This window comes from Kitasatospora sp. NPDC094028 (assembly GCF_049543595.1).
GTDB lineage: Bacteria > Actinomycetota > Actinomycetes > Streptomycetales > Streptomycetaceae > Kitasatospora.
The window spans coordinates 194,148-209,541 of sequence record NZ_JBMVFA010000008.1 but is presented as its reverse complement, the minus strand read 5'-3'; the positions used below and the strand labels follow the sequence as shown (position 1 = coordinate 209,541).

The following is a 15,394-nucleotide window of genomic DNA, read 5'->3' as shown; positions in this document are numbered from 1 at the left end:
GGGCCGCGCCGCGGCGTTCCCCGCCACCCCCCGGGTCAGCAGACCGTGCCCAGGCTGTAGCCGGGCCGGGCGGCCACGCCGTCCAGCCGCACCGGCCGGGCCGCCGGGCCCCAGTCCGGCCCCGCGCTCGACCACGCCCAGGCCGCCGGGAGGTACTCCCCGCAGGTCGCCGCCGAGCCCTGCGAGCCGTGCAGCACCGCCACCCCCGGCAGCTCCAGCGCCAGGCCGGCGCACAGCACCGCGCAGACCAGCTCCAGGTCCTCGTCGTTGATCCGCACCACGCCGTCCTCCCACTGGAGCACCCGCGCCGCCGCCGTCAGCCGCCCGCCGGGCGCGTCCACCCGCAGCCGCAGCTCGTACACCCCGGCGCCCGCGCCGACCAGCATCCGGCGGAACACCTCGCCGCCGCGCTGGTAGGCGGACCGCACCCAGCGGACGTGGTCCTCGTCGGCCTCGCCCGCCGTGCCGTGCACCGCGCCGTACAGGGCGCCGTCGAGCAGCAGGTCGGCGTGGCAGAGCGTCAGCCCGTTCTCGCGGGCCCGGACCAGCCGTGGCAGGTAGTCCCCCGCCAGCTCCTCGCCCTGGTAGGGCAGCAGCTGGGTGCGCAGCGGCGGGTTGACCAGGTAGCGGTCGCGGGCGGTGGCCTCGGCCGGGTCCAGGCCGTGCAGCAGGCAGAAGTCGGCGAAGTCCTGCGGGTGGAACATCCGGGCCCGGACGGTGTCGAAGCGCTCCAGCGCGTCGGCCAGCAGCTCGGCGGCGTCGGCCAGGTAGCGGTCGAAGTCGGGCGCGTCGGTGACGCCCCAGGCGCGGGCCCGGGCGAAGTCCGCGGCGTTGGTGAGCACCCCGATGACGAAGGCCTGCTCGGCGCCGCCCTCGGCCCGCTGCCGCCGGTGCGGCGCCCGCGCGACGGGCCGCGGGCCGCCCGCGGTGCAGTCGGAGTTACGGCGGGCGCGGCCCTGGTGGCTACTCATCGGTGGCTCCTGGCATCGGCGGGTGACGGTCGACGGCGGGCGTCCCGCCGACCGTCTTCCTCCCCACCCGCGCGCGCCGCACACGTACGGCGTGTCACAGGAATGTAACCGAACGTAAGTCGGAATGTCCGATGGAGGATCAGCCCTGGCTACGCGGCACCCGGGCCAGCTGCCGGGACTGCGCGACGAGGCGGCCGGTCTCGTCCCAGACCTCGGCGTCCTCCTCGAAGTACCCGCCGGCCAGGTTGCGGGTGGCGTGGACGACCCGCAGCCAGCCCGGGGCGGGCTTGGCACGCAGGTGGACGGTCAGCTCGACGGTCGGGGCCCAGCCGGGCAGGCCGAGGTCGAAGGTGACCGGCGGCAGCGCGTCGGCGACCAGCAGGAGCATCAGCGGGTCGGGCTGGCGGCCGTCCGCGAGCCGGAACCAGCCCTGGATCCGGCCCTGGCCGGAGGGCTGCCCGAGCGCCCAGCCGACCGCGGCCGGGTCGAGCCGCAGGTCGAAGCGCTCCAGCAGGGCGGCCTGCTCGACCAGCTGCCGGGGGGCGTGCTCGATGCCGATGCACTGGTCCGGCGGCGGCAGCTGCGGCGGCGTGGCCGTGGTGCGCACCTCGCCGTCCGCGGTGGCGAGGTCGCCGTGGCTGGCCACCACGCGCAGCCGCTCGACGCCGTCCTGGCTGAGCGAGGCGGTGCCGGTGGACAGGCCGCGGCCGGTGCGCAGCACCTCGGTGCGGACGGTGGCCGGGCCGGGGGCGGAGGCGGACAGGTAGTAGCCGCTGATCGAGATCGGGTCCGGGTGCGGCGCGTGCTGCCCGTGCTCCAGCGAGAGCGCGTGCGCGGCCACGGCGAGCAGCAGCCCGCCGTTGACGCCGCCGCCGATCTGCCAACCGGTACCCAGTTCGCCGTCGTAGCGGCCGGGCTCCTCGGCGTGTCTGGTGAGGGCGATGCCCTGGTCGAACTCGCTGCGGGTCACGGTGGTCATGCGGGTGGCCTGCCCTTCGACGGGTTACCGGCGTCAAGTTACCGGCGAGTAGGGCACCACCTTACGCCGCACGGGTGAAGCGCGGAACGGCCGCCGGACCCGGAACGAGGTTCCGGTCCGGCGGCCGTGCGTTCGTGCGTCGTCTTCCGGAGGACTACCGGCGGATGCTCGGCTTCAGCTCCAGGAAGCGGGCCAGCAGGCCGTTGACGAAGGCCGGGGAGTCGTCCGTGGAGAACTCCTTGGCGATCTCGACGGCCTCGTCCAGGACGACCGCGTCCGGGACGCCGTCCTCCCAGATCAGCTCGTACGCACCGAGCCGCAGGACGTTGCGGTCCACGATCGGCATCCGGTCGAGGGTCCAGCCCACCGCGTACTGCGAGATCAGCTCGTCGATGCGACGAGCGTGCTGGACGTACCCCTCGACGAGCTCCATCGTGTACTCGGCGACCTGCGGGGTGCCCTCGTCGGGCTTCGGCTCGCGGGCGCGGGCCACCCAGTCGGCGAGGACCCGCTGCGGGTCGACCCCGCGGTGGTCGGCCTCGAAGAGGATCTGGAAGGCCCGGGTGCGGGCCTTGCTACGTGCGGCCGACACGGACTTACTTCACCCGGCCGAGGTAGCTGCCGTCGCGGGTGTCGACCTTGATCTTCTCGCCGGTGACGACGAAGAGCGGGACGGCGATCTCGGCGCCGGTCTCCAGGGTGGCCGGCTTGGTGCCACCGGTGGAGCGGTCGCCCTGGACGCCCGGCTCGGTGTGGGCGATGGTCAGCTCGACGGAGGCCGGGAGCTCGATGTAGAGCACGGCGCCCTCGTTGGTGGCGACCAGGGCCTCAAAGCCCTCCAGCAGGTACTTGGCGGCGTCGCCGACGACGGCCGGCTCGACCGTCAGCTGGTCGTAGGTCTCCGTGTCCATGAACACGAAGTTCTCGCCGTCCTTGTACGAGAACTGCATGCCGCGCTTGTCGACGTTGGCGGTCTCGACCTTGGTGCCCGCGTTGAAGGTCTTGTCGACGACCTTGCCGGTCAGGACCTCCTTGAGCTTGGTACGCACGAAGGCCGGGCCCTTGCCGGGCTTGACGTGCTGGAACTCGACGACGGACCAGAGCTTGCCGCCCTCCAGCTTGAGGACCATGCCGTTCTTGAGATCGTTCGTGGAAGCCACGGGCGCACTTACTCCTGGATATAGCTGTCAAGGAACCAAGGCTTGCGTCCTGCCGCCGGCGGCCGCACGGGCCGCCGTCACAGGGCGAGGAGCTCCTTGGTGGTGATGGTGAGCAGCTCGGGCCCGCCCTCATCGAGGGGGCGCACGACGAGCGTGTCCTCGATCCGGACACCGCCCTTGCCCGGGAGGTGGACTCCCGGACCGACGGTGACCGGTACGCGGCTGTCCAGTTTACCCATGTCCACCGGGCCGAGGCGCGGCGCCTCCCGGATCTCCAGCCCGATGCCGTGGCCGATCGGGTGCGGGGACGGCTCGGTGTGGCCGGCCGCCTCCAGCACCTGCCGCGCGGCCCGGTCGGGCACGGACAGCTCCACGCCCGGTTCCAGCGCCTCCCGGCCGGCCCGCTGCGCGCGGAAGACCAGCCGGTGCAGCTCGACCTGCCAGGGCGCGGGGGCCGCGCCGATCACGAAGGTCCGGGCCGTCGAGACGCCGTAGCCCCGGTACTGGGCGCCCAGCACGACGGTGAGGAAGTCGCCCTCCTCCACCCGGCGGTCGGTCGGCTGGTGGGCGGGCTGGCCGGAGTGGCTGCCGGTGCCGACCGACACCGGGAAGGCCGCCCGGTCCGCGCCGTGGTCGATCATCCGGCGCTCCAGCTCCATCGCCAGGTGCCGCTCGGTGCGGCCGACCAGGATCGACTCCAGCAGCTCGCCGAGCGCCTGGTCGGCGATCTCGGCGGCGATCCGCAGGTCGGCGATCTCGTGCTCGTCCTTGACCACCCGCAGCCGCTCGACCAGCTGCCCGAGGTCCGTCAGCCGGGCCCCCTCGGCCAGCGCCGCCACCGCCCGGTGCCGGCTCACGGTCAGGTCGTGCTCCTCCACCGCCAGGCCCGTCACCCCCAGCCGGACGGCCGCCGCGGCGGCGGCCAGCGCGGTGTCCACCCCGGCCGACACCGGCAGCTGGGCGACGTCGGCGGCGATCAGGTGCTCCCCCGAGTCGTCCGGCGGCAGATCGTCCGGCAGTGCCAACAACACCCCCTCGCGGGTCACCAGCACCGTCGCCCCGCACGGCGCGCAGCCCGTGAGGTACCGCACGTTCGCCGCCCGGGTGACCAGCGCCGCATCGGCCCCGGCCGCACCGCAGTGCTCCCGCACCCGCTCCCGCCGCGCCGCGTACGCATCCACCATGCGTCGAGCCTACGGACCCCCGCCCCGCCCCGCCCGCCGAACGGCCCGCGGCGGCACACCTGCGCCGCCCCCTCGACCCCGCCGGCCCCCGGCGGCCCTACCTCCCCTCCTCCCCCAGCAGTCCGCGCCGGTAGGCGGGGACGAGGTTCTGCGGGACGAGCAGCTCGCGCCCGTGCAGGGTGACGGGGACGGCCTCAGGGCCTTCGCCTTCCACCGGGCGCGGCGGTGCCGGGTGTTGCCGCGGGAGGTCCTGCGCTTGGGGACTGCCCGGGGGCTCCTGTCGGGCGGTGCCGCGGGCGTACGGGAGGAGGGCCCTCTCCCGGGCGGCTCCTTCAGCGGACGGGGTCGAGCAGGTCCTGGAAGCCGTCCGGCAGGGCCTTCCAGCCCGGTTCGCCGGCGGCGAGTTCGGTGTCGGTGAGCAGGCAGGAGTCGAGCAGCTCGGTGATGCCGTCGACGTCCAGCCCCTCCGCGGTGAAGCTGAGCTGCTGCACCCGGTCGCCGTGCACGGGGTGCCAGTCGAGGGCGGCGGCCGCCCGGCGGGCCGGCGGGTAGAGGTCCCAGACGTCGTCGGGCACCGAGCCGAGCCAGGGTCCGCACTCCTCGACGGCGAGGTTGGCCCCGGCCGCGTCCCACCCGAGCAGCAGCGCGGGCCGGTTGGCGAGCCAGAACCGGCCGCGGCTGCGCTGCGCGGCGGGGACGAGCAGGTCGAGCGCCCGGTGCAGCCGTTCCGGGTGCAGGGGCCGGCGCCGTTCCCAGACCAGCGTGGTGACGCCGCCCTCGTCCCCCTCCTGGGGGAGCAGGGCGATCGCCGGGTTGACGCGGTCGCGGGCGGCGGGGACGTCGAAGCCGCCGAGCGCGGCCCGGGTGAGCGTGCCGGTGCCGAGCCGGACGACCCGGGCGGTGGGGTGGAGCTGCCGCAGCAGCGCGAGCCCCGGCGTGTGCGCCGCGGCGCGCGGTACGGCGAGGGTGGTGGCGTACTCGATCTGGTGGGCGAGCGCCTCCGCCCGGGTCCGCCGGTCCTGCCGGGCGGTGTGCTCGCCGTGCTCCACCAGCTCGTCGGGGACGGAGAGTTCACCGACCACGCGGTCCGGGTCGACGGCGGTGACGACGCCCGCGATCTCCAGCAGGTCGGCCGAGCGGCGCCCGTCCGCCTCTGCCCCGGCGATCACCTCGACGGCGGGGTGCGGGTCGCTGCCGCCCCAGAGTTCGACGATCGCGAGCCCGTACCGGCCGTCCACGGCGAACTCCAGCAGCCTGGGCAGCAGGTCCTCGCGCAGGGCGCAGCAGGGGCAGTCGTTGGGCAGCGGCACGTCGTCCTGGTCGAACGCGCCGCGGTCGTCGCGCAGTTCGCGGTGGACGAGGCCGAGCGCGGCGTCCCGCAGGTCGTGCCGCAGGATCACCGCGTCCACCGCCGCGGCCGCCAACTCCTGGACGGCGGCCCGGCGTTCGTCGGCGTGCAGGCCGCCGACGACGACCACGGGCAGCTTGACGGCCGATGCCGGGCCCGCCGCGTCCACGGCGCTCACCAGCTGGCCTTGCGCACGCCGGGCAGGTGACCGGCGTGGGCGTGCGCGCGCAGGTTGATCCGGGAGAGGCCGAAGGCGCGCAGGTAGCCGCGCGGACGGCCGTCGACGGCGTCGCGGTTGCGCACCCGGGTGGCGCTGGCGTCACGCGGCTGGCGGGCCGGTTCGGCCCGGGCGGCGGTGCGTTCGGCGGTTCCGGTGCCAGGGTGGGCGAGGACGCGCTTGAGTTCGGCGCGGCGCTCGGCGTACCGGGCGACGAGGGTGCGCCGCCGCTCGTTCCCGGCGATCTTGCTCCGCTTGGCCATCAGACCTTCCCCCCGCGCGCCCGGACGCGGGCGACGGCGGCCTCGATGCCGATCGCGTCGACGGTGCGGATGCCCTTGGCACTGAGCACGAGCCGGACGTACCGGCCCTCGCTGGGCAGCCAGTAGCGCTTGCGCTGGATGTTGAGGTCGAAGCGGCGCGGGGTGCGGCGGTGCGAGTGCGAGATCGCGTTGCCGAATCCGGGGCCGCGGCCGGTGAGTTGGCAGTGTGCGGACATGGGTGCTCCCTGGCGTCCGGGTACCCGGGGATCCGGGAATGGGCGGGACCGGGCTCACGTTACACCACATGAAAATGACTTCCATTTCGGTGTACGGGTTTCGAGCCGACCCCGCACCCACGACCCCAGGAGGCCCCGATGGCCCGCAGCGAACTGCGCCCCGTGATCAAGCTCCGCTCCACCGCCGGCACCGGCTACACGTACGTGACCCGGAAGAACCGCCGGAACGACCCCGACCGGATGGTCCTGCGCAAGTACGACCCCGCGGCAGGTCGACACGTCGACTTCCGCGAGGAGCGCTGAACCGCGCCGCCCGACGCGAAGCGGCGCCTCCCCCACCCCGGGGGAGGCGCCGCTTCGGCACGCGCCGCCCTGCCAGAATGTCGGTATGCATCTCGTACCGGCCGACCGCGCGGGCCACCGCACCATCGACGGGCACCGGGTCTGCGAGGCCATCGCCGCGATCGGCGATCCCACGCACGTCCGGTCCTGGGCCGAGCGCTTCTCCCTGCTCGCCGACCCCGGGCGGCTCGCCCTGCTGCTCGCCCTCCACCGGGCCGGTGCGCTCGCCGTCTCCGACCTCGCCGTCGCCACGGGCATGCGCGACACCGCCGTCTCCCAGGCGCTGCGGCTGCTCCGCACGGCCGGCGTGGTCACCGGGGACAAGGACGGGCGCATCGTGCGCTACCGGCTGGTGGACGAGAGCATGCGCCCCCTGCTGGACGAGTGCACCGCCGGTGAGCACAACGAGCCCTCCGCCGCGGTCTGCTGACCCCGGCCCGGCGGGCCCGCCCTCAGGCCCGCTGGCAGGACGGGCACCAGAACAGGTTCCGCGCCGCGTGCTCCTCCGTCCGCACCTCCGTGCCGCAGACCAGGCACGGCATCGCCGCTCGCCGGTAGACGTACACCTCGCCGCCGTGGTCGTCCACCCGCGGCGGACGGCCCATCGCCTCGGGGGTGTGCTCCGGGCGGACGGTGTCGATCCGGCCGGCCCCGACGCCCTCGCGCATCAGCGCGACCAGGTCCGCCCAGATCGCGTCCCACTCCCGCCGGGTGAGGTCCCGCCCGGCCCGGTGCGGGTCGATGCCGTGCCGGAACAGCACCTCGGCCCGGTAGACGTTGCCCACCCCGGCCAGCACCTTCTGGTCCATCAGCAGCGCGGCGACGGTCGTCCGGCTGCCCGATATCCGCCGCCAGGCGGCCTCCGGGTCCGCGTCGGCGCGCAGCGGGTCGGGGCCGAGCCGGGCCGCCACCGCGGCCTTCTGGGCGTCGGTGACCAGCGCACAGGTGTTGGGGCCGCGCAGGTCCGCGTAGCCGTCCTCGTTCTCCAGCCGCAGCCGGACCAGGCCGACCGGCTCGGGCGCCGGGCCGCTGCCGAAGGTGAAGCCGCCGTACAGACCGAGGTGGACGTGCACCCAGCCGCCCTCCTCGAAGCCGAGGAACAGGTGCTTGCCGAAGGCCTCCGCGCCCGTCAGCAGCTGCCCGTCGATCACCTTCGCCTCGTCGGCGAAGCGGCCCTGCGGGCTGGCGGCCCGGACGGCGCGGCCGCCGAAGGCCTTCAGGTTCTCGGCGGCGAGGCGGTGGATGATGTGGCCTTCCGGCACGGGCGCGACTCCCCACGGTCGGTTCGACTGGACCGGTCCATCATCCCAGCCGGCACCGACACTCCCGCGTCCCTCGGCTCAGCGGACCGGCATCCCCATCAGCCGCGCCAGGATCACCCGGTCCAGCTCGGCGGCCGTACCGGCGACGTCCAGGTACGAGTTGTCGATGATCGGCAGCCCGGAGTTGTACCAGCCCGCCATCCGCCCGTGGATGCGCGCCACCTCCTCGTCGCCGAGCCGCCGGTTGCCGCTGCGCCGGGAGTTGCGGCGCAGCACCGAGTCCAGGCTCGGCAGCAGCACGACCGGGAGCATGCCCGGGCCGATGTGCCGCTTCCAGCCGCCCAGGCCGATCGCCGGGCGGTCCGGGAAGACGGCGTCGTCGATGATGCAGGAGATGCCGTTGGCCAGGTAGTTGCGGCACGCGAAGCCGCAGGTGCGCCGGGCCAGCCGGTACTGCGCCTCGGAGGCGTTGTTCCAGCCCGACTGCGGGTTGGCGAAGCCGGACTGCACCCACTCGCGGACGTCGTCCAGGCTGACGTGGGCGGTCGGGGTGGGCCGCCGCTCGGCCCAGTACCGGGCGACGGTGGTCTTGCCGGCCCCGGCGGGCCCGATCAGCAGCACCGCGATCGGCCCGGCGGGCGCGTGCGGCCGCGGCGGGTGGGCGGGCAGCTGGACGGGCGTGCCGGGGGGCAGCACGAAGTGCCCGGTGCCGCCGGGCGGCACGGGCACGGTCGTCAGCTGCACCGTCGCGTGGACGGGCACCGGCGCGGGAGCGGGTGCGGGCGGCGCTACCGGAGTCGGCGCGGGAGCGGGCGCGGGCGGCGCTACCGGAGTCGGTGCGGGCGCCGGAGTCGGCACGGGCGGCTGCACCGGCCGCGGCGCCGGCCCGGCACCGGTTCCCGGCCCGGGCGCCGGTGCTGACGGAGCGACCGCCGGCGCGGGCGGGGGCGGCGGTGGTGGCGACGGCGGAACGGGCCCGGCCGCACCGCCCACCGGCGGCACCGGCGGACCCGCGGGACGCGGCGGGACCTGCCCGCCTGCGGCGTACTGCGTCACGGCACCTCCCGACACCTTTCAGCGGGGACACTACACGGCGGCCCGGCGGCGGGCACAGTCCGCCACCGGGCCCCGCGCCGGGCACTCAGCGCGTCGTCAGCTGCTCGGCCAGGGCGCGCAGCGCCAGCTCGTACGAGCCGATCCCGAACCCGGCGATGGTGCCGGAGGCCACCGCGGCGATCACCGAGGTGTGCCGGAAGGCCTCCCGGGCGTACGGGTTGGAGATGTGCACCTCGATCAGCGGCGCGGTGCGCTGCGCGGCGGCGTCCCGCATCGCGTACGAGTAGTGCGTGAACGCGCCCGGGTTGATCACCACAGGCACCTTCCCGTCCGCCGCCTCGTGCAGCCACTCCACCATCTGCTGCTCGGAGTTGGTCTCGTGGACCTCGACCTCGAAGCCGAACTCCCTGCCCAGCGCCGTGCAGCGCTCGACCAGCCCGGCGTACGAGGTGGCGCCGTAGACGTCGGGCTCGCGGCTGCCCAGCCGGCCCAGGTTGGGGCCGTTGAGCACCATCACCCGGGTCACGAGGAGACCTCGGCGTAGGCCGCGACCAGCAGCGACGGGTCGGGGCCCTCCAGCACGGAGGTCTTGCCGAGGCCGTCCAGGACGATGAAGCGGATCAGGTCGCCGCGCGACTTCTTGTCGATCTTCATCGCGTCCAGCAGCTTCGGCCAGGCGTCCGCCCGGTAGCTCAGCGGCAGCCCGACCGAGGCCAGGATGCTGCGGTGCCGGTCGGCCGTCTCGTCGTCCAACCGGCCGGCCAGGCGGCCGAGTTCGGCGGCGAAGACCATGCCGATGGAGATCGCGGCGCCGTGCCGCCACTTGTACCGCTCGGCCCGCTCGATGGCGTGGCCCAGGGTGTGGCCGTAGTTGAGGATCTCCCGGCGGCCGGACTCCTTGAGGTCCCCGGAGACCACGTCGGCCTTGACCTGGATGGCCCGGCGGATCAGCTCCACGGTGTGCGGGCCGGCCGGCGACTTCGCGCCCTCCGGGTCCGCCTCGATCAGGTCGAGGATCGCCGGGTCGGCGATGAAGCCGCACTTGATGACCTCGGCGAGGCCGGAGACGTAGTCGTGCCGGGGCACGGTCTCCAGGGTGCCGAGGTCGGCCAGCACGCCGACCGGCGGGTGGAAGGCGCCGACCATGTTCTTGCCCTCGGCGATGTTGATGCCGGTCTTGCCGCCCACGGCCGCGTCGACCATGCCGAGCAGCGTGGTGGGCATCGAGATCCAGCGCACCCCGCGCAGCCAGGTGGCGGCGACGAAGCCGGCCAGGTCGGTGGTGGCACCGCCGCCGAGGCCGACGACGACGTCGCTGCGGGTGAAGCCGGTCTGGCCGAGCACCGACCAGCAGTACGCGGCGACCTCGGCGCTCTTGGCGTCCTCGGCGTTCGGCACCTGCAGGCCGATCGCCTCGTAGCCCTCGGCGGCCAGGTCCTCGCGGATCGCGTCGGCGGTGGCGGCCAGCGCCTCCGGGTGGATGATCGCGACCCGCTTCGCCCGGCCGCCGATCAGCGGCGCCAGCTCGCCGAGCAGTTGGTGCCCGATCAGCACGTCGTACGGGTCGTGGCCGGCGCTGCCGCCGACGTGAATCCTGACGATGGGGTCAGTCATGGGGGGTCTTCAGCTCCAGTGCTTCCAGTACGGCGTCCGCGACCTGCTCGGGCGTGCGGCCGGCAGTGTCGACGACGGCGGTGGCCACCTCCAGGTAGAGGGGCCGGCGGGCCTCCATCAGCTCGCGCCAGCGGGCCCGCGGGTTGACGGCCAGCAGCGGGCGCGGCGCGTCCAGGCCGACCCGCTTCACGGCGTCGGCCAGCGGGACCTCCAGGAACACGACCGGCAGCTCGCGCAGCAGCGCGCGGGTGGCCTCGGCCATCACCGCGCCGCCGCCGAGCGCCAGCACACCGTCGTGCCCGGTCGCGGCCGCGCGGACGGCGGCCACCTCCAGCGCGCGGAAGTGCGGCTCGCCCTCGTCGATGAAGATCTCCGGGATCGGCTTGCCGGCCGCCGCCTCGATGTCGGCGTCGGTGTCCCGGAAGCCCAGACCCAGGCGCTCGGCCAGCGCCCGTCCGACGGTGGACTTGCCACTGCCGGGCGGACCGACCAGCACCACCACGGGCTCGCTCATCGAACGATCAGGTGGTCGAGGTAGCCCTGCACGTTGCGACGGGTCTCGGACACGTGGTCGCCGCCGAACTTCTCGTTCACGGCGTCGGCCAGCACCAGCGCGACCATCGCCTCGGCGACGATGCCGGCGGCCGGCACGGCGCAGACGTCCGACCGCTGGTGGTGCGCCTTGGCCGGCTCGCCGGTCCGCACGTCCAGGGTCTGCAGCGCCCGCGGCACGGTCGCGATCGGCTTCATCGCGGCGCGCACCCGCAGCACCTCACCGGTGGACAGGCCGCCCTCGGTGCCGCCGGCCCGGCCGGAGGTGCGCTTGACGCCCTCGGGGGTCGGCACGATCTCGTCGTGCGCCTTCGAGCCGGGCACCCGGGCCAGCTCGAAGCCGTCGCCGATCTCGACGCCCTTGATCGCCTGGATGCCCATCAGCGCGGAGGCCAGCCGGGCGTCCAGGCGGCGGTCCCAGTGCACGTGCGAGCCGAGGCCCACCGGCACGCCGTAGGCCAGCACCTCGACCACGCCGCCGAGGGTGTCGCCGTCCTTGTGGGCCTGGTCGATCTCGGCGACCATCGCCTTCGAGGCGTCGGCGTCCAGGCAGCGCACCGGGTCGGCGTCCAGCCGGGCCTCGTCCGAGGGCAGCGGCAGCACGCCGGCCGGGGCCTTTGCGGCGGCCAGCTCGACCACGTGGCTGACGATCTCGATCCCGGCCACCTCGCGCAGGTACGCGCGGGCGACGGCGCCCAGCGCGACGCGGGCGGCGGTCTCCCGGGCGCTGGCGCGCTCCAGGATCGGCCGGGCCTCCTCGATCGAGTACTTCTGCATGCCGGCCAGGTCGGCGTGGCCGGGCCGGGGGCGGGTGAGCGCCTCGTTGCGGGCCAGGCCCGCCAGCACCTCGGGGTCGACCGGGTCGGCCGACATGACCTGCTCCCACTTCGGCCACTCGGTGTTGCCGACCATGATCGCGACCGGGCTGCCCATGGTCAGGCCGTGCCGGACGCCGCCGAGGAAGGTCACCTCGTCCTGCTCGAACTTCATCCGCGCGCCGCGGCCGTAACCGAGCCGGCGGCGCGCCAGCGCGTCGGCCACCACGGTGGTGGTGACCGGTACACCGGCGGGCAGGCCCTCCAGCGTCGCGACGAGTGCGGGGCCGTGCGACTCCCCCGCCGTCAGCCAGCGCAACGTACCCAACGGAGCTCCTTCATCAGCGGACCGGCCCACGGCACCGCCGGGGCCCGCCCGGGCGTGCCTTCTGTCCGAATCCTTTCATGCCGCGGCCGCGCACCGGGGCCGCGGTCCGCGTGCCGGACAGCAAGTGGACACCCCTCGGACGGGCGCGACAGGTCGGTGCCCCGCGGGTCAGTGCCCGGCGAGCGCCCGCTCCCCCGCCGCGCGCATCGCGGCCAGCGGGCCCGGCGCGCACCCGGTGAAGGCCTCGCTCTGCAACACCGCCTGGTGCACCAGGAGGTCCAGCCCGCCCAGCACGATGGCCCCGCGCCCGGCGCAGGCGGCGGCCAGCGCGGTCGGCCACGGGTGGTAGAGCACGTCGAACAGCGCGCCGGGCGCGGCCGGCAGCGACTCGGCGAAGCCGTCCGTGGCGCCGACCGGCGTGGTGGAGACGGTCAGCGGCCGGGCCAGCGCCTCGGCCCCGCGAGCCCAGTCGGCGGTGCGCGTCCTGACCCCCAGCCGCTCGCCCAACTCGGCCATCTCCCTGGCCCGTTCGGGGCTGCGGACGTAGACGGTGACCTCGCCCGAGCAGATCTGGGCGAGCGCCGCCAGCGCCGAGGAGGCGGTCGCCCCGGCGCCGAGCACGGCCGCCTCGGGCACCTCGGTGATCCCGCGCTCGCGCAGCGCGTTCACCAGGCCGGGGACGTCGGTGTTGTCCCCGGTGCGCCGTCCGTCCGCGGTGAACACCACGGTGTTGACGGCGTCCACCGAGCGGGCCGTCGCACTCACCTCGTCGAGCAGCGGGATGACGGCCCGCTTGAGCGGCATGGTCAGCGACAGCCCCGCCCACTCGGCCTCGTCCAGCCCGGCGAGGAAGCCGGGCAGCCCGGCCTCGTCGACCTCGAAGCGGTCGTAGCGCCAGCCGTCCAGCCCGAGCGCCGCGAAGGCGGCCCGGTGCAGGTCCGGCGAGAGCGAGTGCGCGATCGGCGAGCCGAGGACGGCCGCCCGGTGCTTGCTGGTCAACGCTGCCTCTCCGTGAACGTCCTTCGAGCCGGGGCTACTTGCTGGTGCAGTGGCCGCGCTCCTTGTCGAAGCCCTGCCCGGCGTTCTTGCAGTACTCCTCGACGTTGGCGTAGTGCTCCTTGGACGTCTCGGCGAACCGGGTCTCGCTCGCGGACATCGCGATGAAGTACAGCCACTTGCCGTCCGCCGGGTGCAGCACCGCGTTGATCGCGTCGTCGCCGGGGTTGGAGATCGGCGTCGGCGGCAGGCCCGGGTTGAGGTAGGTGTTGTACTTGTTGGACGCGTCGTCCATGTCCTTCTTGTTGAGCTCCTTGCGGCCCAGCGAGTACTGCAGCGTGGTGTCCATGCCGAGCCGGTGGTGGGTCTCGGGCTCGTTGGCCAGCCGGTTCTGGATGGTCTTGGCCATCTTGGCGAAGTCCGCGACGTTGTTGCCCTCGCGCTGCAGGATGCTCGCCTCGATGAGCACCTCGTAGCCGTTCTTGAGGCCCACCTGGGAGGCCTGGCCGTCCAGGCTCGCGTACTTCTCGGTGGCGTTCTTGACCATCTGCTTGAGCAGGTCCTCGGGCTTCATGCCGTCGGAGACGTTGTAGCGCGTCGGCCAGAGGAAGCCCTCGATGTTGCCGTTCGCGTACGCGGGCAGGCCGAGGCTGCCGGCCTGGGCCTTGGCGACGCCCGCCGTGGTGCCCTTCGCCAGCTTCAGCTTGTCGTCGATCTTGGCGAAGATCTCGGTGGAGTTGAGCCCCTCGGGCAGCACCAGCGCGGCGCCGCCCATCTGGTCGACCAGGGCCTGCACGGCGGAGGCCGCCGACATCTCCTTCTTCAGCGCGTAGAAGCCGGGCTGGATGTTCTGGCACTTCTTGTCGGCGTCGCAGGCCTTGGTGAAGGCGTCGACGCTCTTGACCACGCCGGCGTTCTTCAGCTTCAGGCCGATCTGCCCGCCGACCGCGCCCTTCTCCACCTCGACCTGGACGCTGCCGCTGCCCTCGCCCGAGAAGTCCGGCGGCGGGCCGAAGTGGTCCTGGTAGAAGCCGTAGCCCCACCAGCCGGCGCCGCCCACGGCACCGAGCAGCACCAGCGCGACCACCAGGCAGGCGCCGCCGTTGCGGCGGCCCGACTTCTTGCTCTTCTCCTTGCGCTTCTTCTTCGCGTCGCGGGACTCGTCCTCCACGCCGAGGAAGCCGCCCTCGTGCTCGGCCTCCTCGTCGACGTACCCGCCGTCCTCGTGGTGGCCGTCCGGGTGCTCCTCGGGGTGGCCGTCCCACTCCTCGGCCTCGGCCTCGTGCGCGCCGCCGACCGGGTCGGCCCCGGCCTCCAGCGCGGCGGCCTCGGCCTCCCAGTCGATGCCGTCCGGGCCGGGGCCGGACACCGGCTCGGGCTGCGCCGGCACCGGCTGCCGGACCTGCTGGCCCATCTGCTGGGCCTGCGGGGCCTGCTGCTGGGCCTGCTGCGGCATCTGCTGCTGCCCGTACTGGCCGCCGCCCTGCGGCTGCATCTGCTGCGGGTACTGGCCCTGCTGCGGCATCGGCTGGGGCACCTGCTGCTGCGGGTACTGCCCCTGCTGCGGCGCCTGCTGCTGGAAGCCCTGCTGCCCGCCGAAGCTCTGGTCGTGCTGCGGGTACCCCTGCTGCTGCCCGCCCGGGTAGCCCTGCTGCTGGCCGTACTGGCCGCCCTGCGGCTGCATCTGCTGCGGGTACTGCCCCTGCTGCGGCGCCTGCTGCTGCGGGTACTGCCCCTGCTGCTGCGCCATCGGCTGCTGCTGGTAGCCCTGCTGCGGCTGCTGGTACTGCTGCTGCCACTGGCCGTCCTGCTGGCCGGGGACCGGCTGCTGGCCGCCGTACCCGGGATCACCGGGGTGCCACGGCTCGCCCTGGGGGCCGTAGCCCCGACCCAGATCGGTCATTGATCCCCTTAACCGACAGTGACGACCGACGGATCGGACCGGCCGTCCGGGACGCCGTCCCGGCTGATTCTCGAACCGGCGTGCTAGCGCGACGCCTGGGAGGAGACGTTACCGTACCGCAGCCGGGCCCCCGGCAGGGCGGACGTGCCGTCAGTGCCCGACCTCACC

Annotated in this window: 18 protein-coding genes and 1 pseudogene; 2 read left to right on the top strand and 17 right to left on the bottom strand. The window is 74.4% G+C overall.

Annotated elements, in window-relative coordinates:
• Positions 1-35 precede the first annotated feature (35 nt).
• The 9 genes and pseudogenes from ACPC54_RS15735 to rpmB form a co-directional block, all read right to left on the bottom strand.
• Positions 36-971, bottom strand: a complete 936-nt coding sequence (locus ACPC54_RS15735; RefSeq protein WP_498965302.1) for a DUF8829 domain-containing protein — start codon at positions 969-971, stop codon at positions 36-38.
• 139 nt (positions 972-1,110) lie between these two features.
• Positions 1,111-1,950 (bottom strand): thioesterase family protein, encoded by an 840-nt coding sequence (locus ACPC54_RS15730; protein WP_498965300.1) that lies wholly within the window; start codon positions 1,948-1,950, stop codon positions 1,111-1,113.
• A gap of 154 nt (positions 1,951-2,104) precedes the next feature.
• Positions 2,105-2,542, bottom strand: coding sequence for a transcription antitermination factor NusB (gene nusB, locus ACPC54_RS15725; RefSeq protein ID WP_498965298.1), 438 nt, complete (start codon positions 2,540-2,542; stop codon positions 2,105-2,107).
• A 4-nt stretch (positions 2,543-2,546) separates the two neighbouring features.
• The gene (efp, locus tag ACPC54_RS15720) at positions 2,547-3,110 is read right to left on the bottom strand and encodes an elongation factor P (RefSeq protein WP_498965296.1); all 564 of its coding nucleotides are present in this window, start codon (positions 3,108-3,110) and stop codon (positions 2,547-2,549) included.
• A gap of 77 nt (positions 3,111-3,187) precedes the next feature.
• Positions 3,188-4,294, bottom strand: coding sequence for a M24 family metallopeptidase (locus tag ACPC54_RS15715; RefSeq protein ID WP_498965294.1), 1,107 nt, complete (start codon positions 4,292-4,294; stop codon positions 3,188-3,190).
• A gap of 222 nt (positions 4,295-4,516) precedes the next feature.
• Positions 4,517-4,630: pseudogene (locus ACPC54_RS15710) on the bottom strand (hypothetical protein); the annotation flags it as partial.
• Positions 4,627-5,820 (bottom strand): CobW family GTP-binding protein, encoded by a 1,194-nt coding sequence (locus ACPC54_RS15705; RefSeq protein ID WP_498965292.1) that lies wholly within the window; start codon positions 5,818-5,820, stop codon positions 4,627-4,629. The pseudogene ACPC54_RS15710 and the gene ACPC54_RS15705, both read right to left, overlap by 4 nt.
• A complete protein-coding gene (gene rpsN / locus ACPC54_RS15700) occupies positions 5,817-6,122 on the bottom strand; it encodes a 30S ribosomal protein S14 (protein WP_498965290.1) in 306 nt (101 codons plus the stop codon). The genes ACPC54_RS15705 and rpsN overlap by 4 nt, the downstream gene beginning before the upstream one ends.
• Positions 6,122-6,358 carry a 50S ribosomal protein L28 gene (rpmB, locus tag ACPC54_RS15695; protein WP_498965288.1) on the bottom strand — a complete coding sequence of 79 codons (237 nt, stop codon included), beginning with the start codon at positions 6,356-6,358 and terminating at the stop codon, positions 6,122-6,124. The genes rpsN and rpmB overlap by 1 nt, the downstream gene beginning before the upstream one ends.
• Positions 6,359-6,496: 138 nt before the next feature.
• On the opposite strand from rpmB, the gene rpmG reads away from it, so the two are divergent.
• Together rpmG and ACPC54_RS15685 are read left to right on the top strand one after the other, a co-directional pair.
• Positions 6,497-6,661, top strand: a complete 165-nt coding sequence (gene rpmG, locus ACPC54_RS15690) for a 50S ribosomal protein L33 (protein ID WP_359829676.1) — start codon at positions 6,497-6,499, stop codon at positions 6,659-6,661.
• 85 nt (positions 6,662-6,746) lie between these two features.
• Entirely contained in the window at positions 6,747-7,130 is a 384-nt protein-coding gene (locus ACPC54_RS15685; protein ID WP_498965286.1) for a metalloregulator ArsR/SmtB family transcription factor, read from the top strand.
• A gap of 22 nt (positions 7,131-7,152) precedes the next feature.
• On the opposite strand, the gene ACPC54_RS15680 is transcribed toward ACPC54_RS15685, so the two are convergent.
• The 8 genes from ACPC54_RS15680 to mltG all read right to left on the bottom strand — a co-directional run bounded on the left by ACPC54_RS15680 (position 7,153) and on the right by mltG (position 15,226).
• Entirely contained in the window at positions 7,153-7,962 is an 810-nt protein-coding gene (locus ACPC54_RS15680) for an Fpg/Nei family DNA glycosylase (protein ID WP_498965284.1), read from the bottom strand.
• Between the two features lie 78 nt (positions 7,963-8,040).
• Positions 8,041-8,964, bottom strand: coding sequence for an AAA family ATPase (locus ACPC54_RS15675; protein WP_498965389.1), 924 nt, complete (start codon positions 8,962-8,964; stop codon positions 8,041-8,043).
• A 139-nt stretch (positions 8,965-9,103) separates the two neighbouring features.
• Positions 9,104-9,532, bottom strand: a complete 429-nt coding sequence (gene aroQ / locus ACPC54_RS15670; RefSeq protein ID WP_498965388.1) for a type II 3-dehydroquinate dehydratase — start codon at positions 9,530-9,532, stop codon at positions 9,104-9,106.
• 8 nt (positions 9,533-9,540) lie between these two features.
• Entirely contained in the window at positions 9,541-10,632 is a 1,092-nt protein-coding gene (gene aroB / locus ACPC54_RS15665) for a 3-dehydroquinate synthase (RefSeq protein ID WP_498965282.1), read from the bottom strand.
• Positions 10,625-11,146, bottom strand: a complete 522-nt coding sequence (locus ACPC54_RS15660) for a shikimate kinase (protein ID WP_498965280.1) — start codon at positions 11,144-11,146, stop codon at positions 10,625-10,627. The genes aroB and ACPC54_RS15660 overlap by 8 nt, the downstream gene beginning before the upstream one ends.
• Positions 11,143-12,327, bottom strand: a complete 1,185-nt coding sequence (gene aroC / locus ACPC54_RS15655) for a chorismate synthase (RefSeq protein WP_498965278.1) — start codon at positions 12,325-12,327, stop codon at positions 11,143-11,145. Before aroC ends, ACPC54_RS15660 begins: the two co-directional genes overlap by 4 nt.
• 168 nt (positions 12,328-12,495) lie before the next feature.
• A complete protein-coding gene (locus ACPC54_RS15650) occupies positions 12,496-13,326 on the bottom strand; it encodes a shikimate dehydrogenase (RefSeq protein ID WP_498965276.1) in 831 nt (276 codons plus the stop codon).
• A 34-nt stretch (positions 13,327-13,360) separates the two neighbouring features.
• Entirely contained in the window at positions 13,361-15,226 is a 1,866-nt protein-coding gene (gene mltG, locus ACPC54_RS15645) for an endolytic transglycosylase MltG (protein ID WP_498965274.1), read from the bottom strand.
• Positions 15,227-15,394 lie beyond the last annotated feature (168 nt).

Excerpts from the sequence above, each read along its gene's own strand:
- rpmB (WP_498965288.1), bottom strand. The coding sequence starts at position 6,358 with ATGTCCGCACACTGCCAACTCACCGGCCGCGGCCCCGGATTCGGCAAC.
- aroQ (WP_498965388.1), bottom strand. The coding sequence starts at position 9,532 with ATGGTGCTCAACGGCCCCAACCTGGGCCGGCTGGGCAGCCGCGAGCCC.
- ACPC54_RS15730 (WP_498965300.1), bottom strand. The coding sequence starts at position 1,950 with ATGACCACCGTGACCCGCAGCGAGTTCGACCAGGGCATCGCCCTCACC.
- ACPC54_RS15660 (WP_498965280.1), bottom strand. The coding sequence starts at position 11,146 with ATGAGCGAGCCCGTGGTGGTGCTGGTCGGTCCGCCCGGCAGTGGCAAG.
- mltG (WP_498965274.1), bottom strand. The coding sequence starts at position 15,226 with ATGACCGATCTGGGTCGGGGCTACGGCCCCCAGGGCGAGCCGTGGCAC.
- ACPC54_RS15735 (WP_498965302.1), bottom strand. The coding sequence starts at position 971 with ATGAGTAGCCACCAGGGCCGCGCCCGCCGTAACTCCGACTGCACCGCG.
- ACPC54_RS15685 (WP_498965286.1), top strand. The coding sequence starts at position 6,747 with ATGCATCTCGTACCGGCCGACCGCGCGGGCCACCGCACCATCGACGGG.
- rpmG (WP_359829676.1), top strand. The coding sequence starts at position 6,497 with ATGGCCCGCAGCGAACTGCGCCCCGTGATCAAGCTCCGCTCCACCGCC.
- rpsN (WP_498965290.1), bottom strand. The coding sequence starts at position 6,122 with ATGGCCAAGCGGAGCAAGATCGCCGGGAACGAGCGGCGGCGCACCCTC.
- ACPC54_RS15715 (WP_498965294.1), bottom strand. The coding sequence starts at position 4,294 with ATGGTGGATGCGTACGCGGCGCGGCGGGAGCGGGTGCGGGAGCACTGC.
- aroB (WP_498965282.1), bottom strand. The coding sequence starts at position 10,632 with ATGACTGACCCCATCGTCAGGATTCACGTCGGCGGCAGCGCCGGCCAC.